The organism is Thermomicrobiales bacterium, from assembly GCA_041390825.1.
In the GTDB taxonomy this organism is placed as follows: Bacteria; Chloroflexota; Chloroflexia; order Thermomicrobiales; family UBA6265; genus JAMLHN01.
Genome location: JAWKPF010000029.1, coordinates 48,993 through 58,968 on the forward strand (window position 1 = coordinate 48,993; position 9,976 = coordinate 58,968).

Genomic DNA, 9,976 nt, shown 5'->3' on the forward strand with positions numbered 1-9,976 from the left:
GTTGAGAACTGATCGATTGGACTCGGCAGAGTGTACTCCCCACGCGCGGGAAGGAGTATCTCGGGAAGCACGGGACGAAAAAGCCTCCATATGCTGCTCTCAGCAGTTCGAGGCTGCCCGATTTCCATCCGAACACCGCATCGGCGATAGGATGGTTTTCGCGACACCAAAGGAGTCATCCATGCCATACGCCAAGCGCAGCGAGCTACCCGATTCGGTGCAACGTGTGCTGCCCCCGCACGCGCAGGGGATCTACAAGGAAGCCTTCAACCACGCATGGGACGAGTATGGGCACGACGAATCACGCGCCCACGCCGTCGCATGGAGCGCGGTGAAGAAGCACTATCACAAGAACGAGGAAACTGGCATGTGGGAAGAGGGACCATCCGGGCCGTGAGCCCAGACCCATTTCCCACCGATACTCCTCGGCGAGCATCGAGCCGATCTGCCATTCTGTCGCAGCGTTTCGTGCTTCGCGAGTGAGGGTTGCATGCTCGTCGATATCACACCAATTTCGAAGATCGACTGGGAATCGCAAGGCGCGCGCGCCTATTCGGTCCCGTTTACCTCAGACGGTATGTGGGCGCGCACGCGCATGCCCCTCTATGTGGCGTCCTCGGGCAAACCGGGCAAGACCATCGTTGCCATTGGCGGCACGCACGGGGACGAGTACGAAGGTCCGGTGGCGCTCAAGAATCTGGTCACGAGCTTCGATGTGAACCGGTTGACGTCCGGTCGCCTGATCGTGATTCCGGTCTTCACCGTTTCGGCGTTCTATGCCGACCAACGCGCCTCGGCGGAGGACGGCGTCAACATGAATCGCGCCTTTCCGGGCAGAGCCGACGGGTCGATCTCGTACCGCATGGCGCGCTTCCTGACCGACGAGGTCCTCTCCCGCGCGGACGTCGTGATCGATATTCACTCCGGTGGCCGGGGCTATCAGATCGCCCCAGCGATGTCGTTCCATGCAGTCGACGACCCGCAATTGAGACAGCAGTTCAAAGAGACGGCGTTTCTTTTTGGGACGCCGTTCACCATGATCTACACCAGCGGCATGGGGACCGGGTTGCTGACCGAGGAAGCCGAGAAGATGGGCAAGATCACGATCGGCAGCGAGCTTGGATATGGTGCGTCGACTGATATCGATGGTGTCCGCTGGGCGTATCATGGGGTCCAGAATGTCATGCGCCACTACGGCCTCATCGACGAGCCGGTGGAGGACCTGACCCTGGAGAAATGGGGCAAGACACAACGCTTGATTCAGAACATCGACATCGATACCTGGATCACGGCGCCGATTGCCGGAATTTCGGAACCGCTTGCCCCGTTGGGGAGTTACGTGACTGCTGGCACACCGGTAGCGCGGGTGCATGACTTCTATCGATGGGACGAGCCGGGGGTCGATATCCTGGCCGACCAGGATGGCTACGTGCTCTGTCGCAAGTTCCGCTCCAAGACCGAGCAGGGCGAGGTCGTCATGGTGATTGCAAAAGAGGTCGACTAGGCACGTCAGCCTGTCAGAAAGCGAGTTCGAGGATGGATCGACGAATTTCTCGCACGGTGCGCTCTTTGCTGGCCGCAGTCCTGGCGTGCCTCTTGCTCGGCCCGAGTGGCGTCGCGTTGGCGCAGGTGTCGAGCCCAACTGCCGAGAGCGATTCGCTCTACGTCGATCCTACGAACCGGTTCGCGGTGCCGGTTCCGACCAACTGGGTCGCTGAAGAGCACGATGGCTACGTGCGCGTTGTCACGTCGGACGACAAGATCTGGGTAGCAGCCGCGATCGTGAAAGCGGAGGGAGCAACACCCGGCATCGATGCCTTCATGCATCTGCTCGATGAGGAATTCGAAAGCTCGGCGCTGGACGAGTTGCTGGCGACCCCGACTACACAAATCGATAGCAGCGCGCTTTACACCTTCGACGACGGGTCCGAGAGCGGGCAGCTTCTCCAGGGGCTGGGACGCAAAATCGGCGAGAACGAGGTGTTCGTGCTGGTCCTGCAGGGCGATCTCGAAACCGTAAAGCTGCGCCAGGTGCAAGTAGACAAGATCTTCGACGGCATTCTGATCCGCACGGAAGCGTCCGCTTCGCCGGTCGCGTCACCCGTGTCCTGAGATAGAGGAAACGATGGCTTGGAATCAACACTGTCCGGTTTGCGGCGCGCCGCTCGGCGACGACGACCGCTTCTGTCCGAATTGCGGGGCCCAGATCGGCCCTGCCTATCTCTCGTCGAGCGAGTTGGCGAGGATTCAGCCGCCAAGCGACGTCGCGCTTTGGCCGTCGAGTGATCCGCTGCTCGAGTTCGAAATCGACTACCCCGACCGGTTGTCCCGTTGGAAGATCTTCGTCAAGTGGCTGCTGGCCATTCCCCATTACATCGTGCTGGGAATCTTCGGCATGCTGGTCAGCATCATCGTCTGGATCGTTTGGTTCATCATCCTGTTCACCAAGCGCTATCCGGAGAGTCTCTTCAAATTGGTGATGACCTACATGCGGTGGACGGCCAACGTAAACGCATACGTGATGCTCCAGCGGGACGAGTACCCTCCGTTCGGAGAAGGACCATACCCGCTTCGGCTCGATTTGCCGTACCCGGCAGTGCTCTCTCGCTGGCTCATCTTCATCAAGTGGTTGCTGGTGATTCCGAATCTCTTTGTCTACTACTTCGTGTTGCTCGCATTGTTGCTGGCGGTGTTCATCGCCTGGTGGGCCATCCTGTTCACGGGGAACATGCCGCGGGGACTGTTCGATTTCATCACCGGCGCGAACCGGTGGGGATATCGAATCAACGCCTACACCTGGCTTATGACGGACAAGTACCCGCCATTCAGTCTGGAGTAGCCGGCCTTCCGCTATCAGTCGCCAGACGTGGAGAAGGGCTGCCGGGCAAACCGGCAGCCCTTCGTGGTTTCCCAATCATCGCTCGATTGCAGGCGCGGAGGTTGTGGCGACGAAGCGCTTCATGAATGATCCGGGCTAGCTCCGATACAGGGTAATGATCCGGGCAGCGCGGTTGAACATCCAGAAGGAGACCGGCAGGCCGAGCCCGAACGTGAACAACGTGATCCCATAGGCCGCGAGCAGCCAGATCAGGCCGAACCACCAGCCAATCAACACCAGCCAGGGGAGCCGGATCAGCCACGAGCGTTGTTCGACTTTGTGATCTTCGCTGCCGTCCGCGGAAATCATCACCTCACGAGCGGGAGCCCGCAGCGTCATGATGCGTGGCAGCCGGTCGAGGATGGCAATGCCGATGGGGGAGGGGATGATCAGAATCAGGCAGATATACCCGACCACAATGGCCCAAAAACCGAGCCACCAGCCGATCAACAGGAACCAGAGAACGCGAAGCAAGAGATTCGGATTGTTCCGTTTGGTTTCGACCTCGATGGGCTGGTCGATGGTGTCCAATGCGGTCATGGCGTTCCTTTCTGACAGGTATTCGAGCGGGAAAAGTATAGTCGGGCGGCTGAGCGTCTCGAGTTGGTCATAGAGGAGAACAGGTCATGTCCGATCCCCGCATTGCCAAATGGGCCGATGTGCTGACTGGTTACTGCGTCGATGTGCAACCGGGTCAAACTGTGGCAATCGGCGGTGGGGTCGCAGCAGAACCGTTGCTGCGGGCGATCTACGCCAGGGTGGTACAGCGGGGAGGGCTCCCAGTGCTGATGCCGGAGTTCAGCGGGCTGGGCGCGACCTTGCTGAACCATGGCGACGATGAACAGCTTGCGTTCATCACTCCTTGGGAGCAATTCATCAATACCGAAGCGGACTGCTCGATCCGTGTCATGGCGGAGACAAATACCCGCAACGCTAGCGGGGTCGATCCGGCCCGTGCGGCACAGTTCACGAAGGCCCGCGCCGATCTCCGGCAGAGCTCCATGGCCCGGGCAGGAAGCGGAGACTACAAGTGGAGCCTGACGCTCTACCCAACCGACGCCTACGCGCAAGATGCAGAGATGAACACCGATGATTACTTCGAGTTCATCATGGGAGCTTGCCGGTTGGACGAAGCCGATCCTGTGGCCGCCTGGGTGGCGATGCGCGAGTTTCAGGCAGGTATCGTCGATTGGTTGACACCCCGGCGGGAGCTTCGCCTGGTCGCTCCGGGGACCGATTTTCGATGTTCTATCGAGGGCCGCAGGTGGATCAACTCGGACGGCAAGCGCAACTTCCCGTCGGGTGAAGTCTTCACCGGCCCGGTCGAGGATTCAGCCGAGGGTGAAGTGCGCTTCTCGTTTCCGGTGGTGACGCAAGGGCGGCAGATCAACGATATCCGGCTCAAGTTCGAAGCGGGTCAGGTGGTCGATGCGAGTGCCGCGAAGAACGAAGCGTTCCTGCTGGAAAACCTCGAGAGCGACGAAGGCGCCCGAAGGCTGGGAGAGATCGCGGTTGGCACCAACTTCGGGATCACCGCGTTCACCGGCCAGATCTTGCTCGACGAGAAGATCGGCGGCACAGCGCACATGGCGCTTGGGGCGGGCTATCCGGAAACCGGGAGCACGAACCGCTCGGCCATTCACTGGGACATGATTTGCGACTTGCGCCAGGGTGACCGAATCGAAGTCGATGGCGAACCGCTGCTGGTCGACGGTCAGTTTGTCCTCTGAGTGAGAAACCGCACTGCGTCGACCATTGCGCGCTCATCGCCAAAACTGCCAGCCTTGGTCACGATGGGGAGCCCGGCGCGTTTGCCGCCCGAAAGCGTGCCCCAGGGAATAGCCGGGAGCACTTCGCCCCCGAGCCAGATGGCGTCTGCTTCCAGGCGCGCGCAAACGGCGCCTGCCACGTCGCCACCGGTGAGCACCATGGCATCGTAGCGGTCGAGCACGCGGGGATCTGTTGCAAGAGCGGCAAGCGCCCTGGCGATTTCGTCGCCTGGGAGCGAGGAATTGGGCGTGTCGGAGGTGGTCAGGGTAAACGACCGACCCTCGTCGAATGCGCGGCGCATTCGCTCGATCGTTCGCTCGGTAACTGCCGGGTCGAGGTGGCCGAGCTCGAAGCTGAGCCGCAATGTTTCCACACCGGACGCTTCCAACGCCGCCACCTGCGCGGCTGAGGTGGCATGCCGGCTGCCGGCAACGGTGAACACGTTCCGAGCGGGGGTGCCCAATCCATCACGTGCAGTCTTGCCATCGTGCTTGGCGAGCTCCGCCGCGATCTGCTTGGAGAACCCTGCCGAACCTGCCAGCAGATGGGTTTGGTTGCCGACCACGGTTTCGGCCAGGATGGACAGGTCACCGTTCGATTCCGCGTCGATCACGACGATTGGCCGCACCACATGGTCGATGGCGGCGCGCAAGCGATCGGTTCCCGCACGCACCGTTTCGAGACCGATCGAGCGGCCGAGATCACCCGGCAACCCCAGGAGCTCGACGACGGAGGCCGAAGCACGCCCCACGCCGAGGGGCGATTCGGTGAGCAGTACATCGTTGACGTACACGTTGCCATCGACGGTCATGCGCGCCTGATCTGGCAGCGCCGGCGCAATGATGACGGCCCGGCGTCCGGTCTGTCGCATGAGAAATGCGATCTGCGGACCAGGGTGGCCGCGGAAGACCGAGTCCACCTTGGCATACCAGACCGTGTGATCGTCAGTTTCCGGAAGCAATGCCATCGACTGCTTGAAGAGCGCTTCGATACGGTCCGCCGAGGCGTCCCGCGTCTCATTGGAGAGCGCGATGACCTCTGCGTCCGGCGGGGTGGCACGCAACGGAACCGCCGTGGCGAATCCGGCGGCGGCAAATGGCGCGCCTGCATCGGCGGCGCCGGTCAAATCGTCGGCAACGACGATCGCCCGTGGTGGAGTCATGCGTCGCTCGCGTTCCTCGCTCGAACCATCTGGACCGCGACGTCGATTGCGGCCAGCATGCTCTCTTCCCGGGCAATTCCTCGCCCGGCGATGTCGAATGCGGTGCCATGATCGACCGAGGTGCGGATCACCGGCAAACCAAGACTGACATTGACGCCCGAATCGAACGCCAGCAGTTTCATGGGAATGTGCCCCTGATCGTGATACATCGCCACCACGATGTCGTACGCCCCTTTGGTGGCGCGCAGGAAGACCGTGTCCGGGGGCTGTGGATCCGAAACGTCCATACCGCGCGCGCGCATCTCGTTGATGGCCGGTTCGATAGCGGTTGCTTCTTCGTTTCCGAAGAGACCGCCTTCGCTGGCGTGGGGATTGAGTCCGGCGACCGCGATGCGAGGCTGCGCGATGCCAAGCGCGCGGCAGGCATCGTAGGCGATCTGGATCACGTCCATGACGCGCTGTTTGGTCACGCGCGCGATCGCTTCGGTCAGCGCGACATGGGTGGAGACATGCACCACGCGAAGGTTGGGACCGATGAGCAGCATGCTGACCTTTTCCGCGCGGGTGCGTTCGGTCAACAGTTCGGTGTGCCCGGCATAGTGAAAACCCGCGGCAAACATGGCGGCCTTGTTCAGCGGGGCGGTGACGATGGCGTCGACCTCGCCGGCCATTGCCATGTCGCAAGCGGCAAAGACATATTCCACCGCGGCTTTGCCGCTGGCGGGCGAAATGACTCCCCAGGGACAATCGGCTGGATTGGCATTGTTCAGGTCGATGAGGGTTACGGTGCCCGGCTGGAAGACTGCGGTTGCGGGTCCTCCAGCGTCGTCGATGTGGAGCGGGTCGATGTTCAGCTCGATCATCGCGCGGTCGAGAATGCGACGGTCACCGATGACGAGTGGATTGCATTGCTCGTAAACGGCTGGATGCGCCAATGCCTTCAGCACGACCTCGGGTCCAATACCCGAAGGGTCGCCCATTGTGATCGCCAGGATCGGTTTTTGCGCGTCCATTTCCCGCCTTCCTCGTGTGGACGGCATCGTACCGCGAACCGAAGTTCAGAGTCCGGAGCCCTGGGTCCTGAGATGATGCGAGCCTTGTCAGCCAGTCCCGGTGCGACGTTGCAATCTCACGCTGGGGAGCTCAGGACCCAATTGCGCACTGCGGTCAACAACTGCTCGACCGTGACCTGCACCGAACCGCCGGATGCCTCGATGAAATACTGGACCTGCAGATTGACGATCGAGCCGTGGTTGTCCCCTGCCAGGCGAAAGTCGGTGCGGAGCCCGTAAATCCGCTTGCCGAGCGCATAGGCGTAGCCGATTTCCGCGGCTGTGCCGGAGTCGACGTCGACGCCATCGAGGATCGCGACCATGCCGTCAGCCTTGCGGATCGATTCCGCGTTCGCGCGGCCGAGCTCGGTGTTGATTTCAGCCAGCGCCGCGAACGCCTCGGCTCGGCTGTCGACCCCGGCGATGCGCGCGAATTCGTCAACGAAGCGCACGTCGTCCCAGGGGTTCAAGACTTCGACATGGGGGCCGAGCCGCTCGACCAGGTCCGCCATGAAGTGCCGGGTCGAATCGGCGAAACCAAGTGGCGAAGCGAGATAGATGCTTACCATTGCAGGGACTCGCGCTTCACGCCCAACACGGTTTCGTGTTGCGGCAGGGCTTCGACGATGTGCTCGTCCCAGTACTCCCATGTGTGGCCGCCGGCATGCTCGGCGTAGAGATGCGCGATCCCGAGATCGTCCAGCAATCGATGAAAGTCACGATTGCTCTCGATCAGCTCGTCGTCGACTCCGCAATCGAACGAGATCACTGGCAGATCGGTGCGGCCCGCGAGCTTCGGGGCGAGATCGTGCAGACTCGCGTCCTCGATCTGGGCCAGATTGAGCGCGGGCACGATATCGCCGATCACGAAGGCCGACGAATGAGCCCAGATGGAGGCGAACTTGTCCGGGTGCCGCAATCCGAGACGCATGGCGCCGTAGCCGCCCATCGAGAGTCCACCGATGCCCCATTTCCGGTCATCGACATGGAAGTTCCGATGCACTTCGTTCCAAAGATCGTCCACGATCATCGTTTCGAACAGCTGGCGGTTGAGGCGTTCGTGCGTTTGGGTTGGCCAGTCGAGATAGGCTGAGGTTCCTCCGTCGGGCAGAACGACGATCAGTTCCAGATCGCGAACGTGGTGAACCATCTTCGACTTGTGTATCCAGCTGTTGTGATCGTCGAAGAGCCCATGGAGCTGCAGCAGCACTGGAAATGGGCCAGTCCCCGTATCCGGCAAGATGGCGTCATACGTGGTGCGCCGACCCAGCGCATGACTGTAGAACTGAACCGTCGCAACTCCCATGGTGTCCGCCCTTCCCTGCGCGTCGCCAATGCATCGTGGGCGTTACGGTAACGGTGGCTTGCGTCGGATGTCCAGTGGGGATCGGGTTCAGGATCTGTGTTCGGGAGACGAAACCGGGGAAAGCAAAGCGCTCTCCCCGGTTCTCTCTGGCGACTGACGACTGATGACTGCCGACTACGTGAGCCGTCTCGCGCCGAGATAGCGTGTCGAGTAGTAGTTCGAGCTGAGCGAGCTGATGCGGACTCCGGTGTTTTCGTTCTCGGCGTGGATGAACTGGTCGTTGCCGATGTACATGCCGACGTGCGAGAGCCCGACGGTGTAGGTGTTCTGGAAGAAGACCAGATCGCCCGGTTGCAGGCTGCCGTACTGGATCGGCGTGCCGGTGCCCCATTGGGTCCAGGTGCCGGCGCCGATATCGCGGCCGAGCACGTTGATCACGACCCAGTAGGTGAAGCCAGAGCAGTCGAAGCTGTTCGGACCGTGCGTCGCCCAGACATAGGGATAGCCGAGATAGCGCATGGCGAAATCGACCAGCGATTGCCCGGTCGCCGAGCCCAATCCATTGCCCGCGCCCGCGCCGCCTCCGGTGCTGCCGCCAGCGCCGCTGTACGGGCCGGTAGTGGAAAGGGCTGCGGTGGTGTAGCTCAGATAATCCCCATGCATGTAGCCGGAAACCCCGCCCCACTGGACCGGATAGAACCCGCTGACCGGAGAACCGGTTACGCGCACCACGGTGCCGACCGCTGCCACCCCGAGCACAGTGGCGGAGTAGCTGGCGTCGCTGCGGAAATTCAGCGTGTCGTTGACACGCGCGTTGCTGCCAGCGCCGAGATTGGTGCCACCGACACCGGAGTTGCCGCCCGTGTTCCCTCCGGTTCCGCCGCCGGACGAGTTTCGGCTCAGATAGTCGCCGTAGACGAAGCCATTGCGGCCACCATAGGTAATGGCAATCCAGCTACCGGAGCTTCCGTTGCGCAGGGTAACGGTCGTGCCCTCGCTGAGTACGGCAATGACCGCGCCGTCGTATCCGGCGCTGGCGCGGAATCGGACTCCATCGCCATTGGTCCCGGACACTGTGGCGACACCGGTGGCCGCCCCAGTGCCGCCGGTGCCTCCGCCATTGGTTCCGCCGGTGTTGGAGACGTTGCCAAGGAAGTCGGTATGCACGAAGCCGGCGCGTCCCGCGCAGGTGACCGGCTGCCAAACCCCGACTGCCGATCCGCGTGAAGCAACGGACGTTCCCTCGGCCAGGACCGTGATGATCGAAGCGGTCAGGCTGGCCCCCGACCGGCAGCGAACGCCGTCGCCATCGGTGTTCTGCACGACGCCGGTGGCGCCGGTCAGCGCTGCTGATGGCTCGACTGGCTGCTCGGCGACTATTTCCTCTCCGGAGGCCTGCAGGAAGCGCGACGCCACGAACCCGGCCTGCGTTCCACAGACCACCGGAGTCCATCCGTTGCTATCCGCGCCCGTAAGCGAAACCTGGGCGCCCAGCGGAAGCACGATCAGCACGGGGCTCTCCAGCGAGGCTCCGCTGCGGCATCGCAGCCCTCCGCCGCCTGTGTTGTAGACCACGGCAGTGCTCACAATGGACGCCGAAACGACCTCGGAAATCGACTGCTGGACGACCGGCGAATCGACCACTTCCGGAATCGTCTGGCCCACTTCGACCGTGGGAGTCTCCTCGACCACCGTGGCCGTGATTTCGATCGTGGCGGTTTCTGTCACGATGACTTCGGTGGCGGTCTCCTCCGGAATGATTTCGGTGTCGACTGGAGCCGGAGTCTCGGTTTCCGTCACCTCCGCGG

11 protein-coding genes are annotated in these 9,976 nt (G+C 62.1%); 5 read left to right on the top strand and 6 right to left on the bottom strand.

What is annotated here, in order from left to right; all coding sequences use genetic code 11:
- Nucleotides 1-181: 181 nt before the first annotated feature.
- The 4 genes from R2855_15150 (at nt 182) to R2855_15165 (ending at nt 2,839) form a co-directional block, all read left to right on the top strand.
- Nucleotides 182-397, top strand: coding sequence for a ChaB family protein (locus R2855_15150; protein ID MEZ4532337.1), 216 nt, complete (start codon nt 182-184; stop codon nt 395-397).
- Between the two features lie 93 nt (nt 398-490).
- A complete protein-coding gene (locus tag R2855_15155; protein MEZ4532338.1) occupies nt 491-1,504 on the top strand; it encodes a succinylglutamate desuccinylase/aspartoacylase family protein in 1,014 nt (337 codons plus the stop codon).
- 32 nt (nt 1,505-1,536) lie between these two features.
- A complete protein-coding gene (locus R2855_15160) occupies nt 1,537-2,112 on the top strand; it encodes a hypothetical protein (protein ID MEZ4532339.1) in 576 nt (191 codons plus the stop codon).
- A 13-nt stretch (nt 2,113-2,125) separates the two neighbouring features.
- On the top strand, nt 2,126-2,839 hold the full coding sequence (locus R2855_15165; protein ID MEZ4532340.1) for a DUF4389 domain-containing protein: 714 nt from the start codon (nt 2,126-2,128) through the stop codon (nt 2,837-2,839).
- A 135-nt stretch (nt 2,840-2,974) separates the two neighbouring features.
- Here R2855_15165 and R2855_15170 read toward each other — a convergent pair whose 3' ends face one another.
- Complete coding sequence (locus R2855_15170; GenBank protein ID MEZ4532341.1) at nt 2,975-3,418, bottom strand: hypothetical protein; 444 nt, start codon at nt 3,416-3,418, stop codon at nt 2,975-2,977.
- Between the two features lie 86 nt (nt 3,419-3,504).
- Between R2855_15170 and R2855_15175 the strand changes: the two genes are divergently transcribed.
- The gene (locus R2855_15175) at nt 3,505-4,608 is read left to right on the top strand and encodes an aminopeptidase (GenBank protein MEZ4532342.1); all 1,104 of its coding nucleotides are present in this window, start codon (nt 3,505-3,507) and stop codon (nt 4,606-4,608) included.
- Here R2855_15175 and R2855_15180 read toward each other — a convergent pair.
- From R2855_15180 to R2855_15200, 5 genes are all read right to left on the bottom strand, one after another.
- Nucleotides 4,593-5,810, bottom strand: coding sequence for a four-carbon acid sugar kinase family protein (locus tag R2855_15180; protein ID MEZ4532343.1), 1,218 nt, complete (start codon nt 5,808-5,810; stop codon nt 4,593-4,595). The genes R2855_15175 and R2855_15180 overlap by 16 nt on opposite strands.
- Nucleotides 5,807-6,823: a 4-hydroxythreonine-4-phosphate dehydrogenase PdxA gene (pdxA, locus tag R2855_15185; GenBank protein MEZ4532344.1), complete on the bottom strand. Its 1,017-nt coding sequence runs from the start codon at nt 6,821-6,823 to the stop codon at nt 5,807-5,809. Before pdxA ends, R2855_15180 begins: the two co-directional genes overlap by 4 nt.
- A gap of 116 nt (nt 6,824-6,939) precedes the next feature.
- Nucleotides 6,940-7,431, bottom strand: a complete 492-nt coding sequence (locus tag R2855_15190; GenBank protein ID MEZ4532345.1) for a nucleoside 2-deoxyribosyltransferase — start codon at nt 7,429-7,431, stop codon at nt 6,940-6,942.
- Nucleotides 7,425-8,168 carry an alpha/beta hydrolase-fold protein gene (locus R2855_15195; GenBank protein MEZ4532346.1) on the bottom strand — a complete coding sequence of 248 codons (744 nt, stop codon included), beginning with the start codon at nt 8,166-8,168 and terminating at the stop codon, nt 7,425-7,427. The genes R2855_15190 and R2855_15195 overlap by 7 nt, the downstream gene beginning before the upstream one ends.
- Nucleotides 8,169-8,342: 174 nt before the next feature.
- Nucleotides 8,343-9,976 (bottom strand): SH3 domain-containing protein (locus R2855_15200; protein MEZ4532347.1); only part of this gene is annotated, 1,634 nt, incomplete at its 5' end.

Bases quoted from the DNA above. Each gene is read 5' to 3' on its own strand.
- R2855_15150 (MEZ4532337.1), top strand. From the start codon at position 182: ATGCCATACGCCAAGCGCAGCGAGCTACCCGATTCGGTGCAACGTGTG.
- R2855_15155 (MEZ4532338.1), top strand. From the start codon at position 491: ATGCTCGTCGATATCACACCAATTTCGAAGATCGACTGGGAATCGCAA.
- R2855_15160 (MEZ4532339.1), top strand. From the start codon at position 1,537: ATGGATCGACGAATTTCTCGCACGGTGCGCTCTTTGCTGGCCGCAGTC.
- R2855_15165 (MEZ4532340.1), top strand. From the start codon at position 2,126: ATGGCTTGGAATCAACACTGTCCGGTTTGCGGCGCGCCGCTCGGCGAC.
- R2855_15170 (MEZ4532341.1), bottom strand. From the start codon at position 3,418: ATGACCGCATTGGACACCATCGACCAGCCCATCGAGGTCGAAACCAAA.
- R2855_15175 (MEZ4532342.1), top strand. From the start codon at position 3,505: ATGTCCGATCCCCGCATTGCCAAATGGGCCGATGTGCTGACTGGTTAC.
- R2855_15180 (MEZ4532343.1), bottom strand. From the start codon at position 5,810: ATGACTCCACCACGGGCGATCGTCGTTGCCGACGATTTGACCGGCGCC.
- pdxA (MEZ4532344.1), bottom strand. From the start codon at position 6,823: ATGGACGCGCAAAAACCGATCCTGGCGATCACAATGGGCGACCCTTCG.
- R2855_15190 (MEZ4532345.1), bottom strand. From the start codon at position 7,431: ATGGTAAGCATCTATCTCGCTTCGCCACTTGGTTTCGCCGATTCGACC.
- R2855_15195 (MEZ4532346.1), bottom strand. From the start codon at position 8,168: ATGGGAGTTGCGACGGTTCAGTTCTACAGTCATGCGCTGGGTCGGCGC.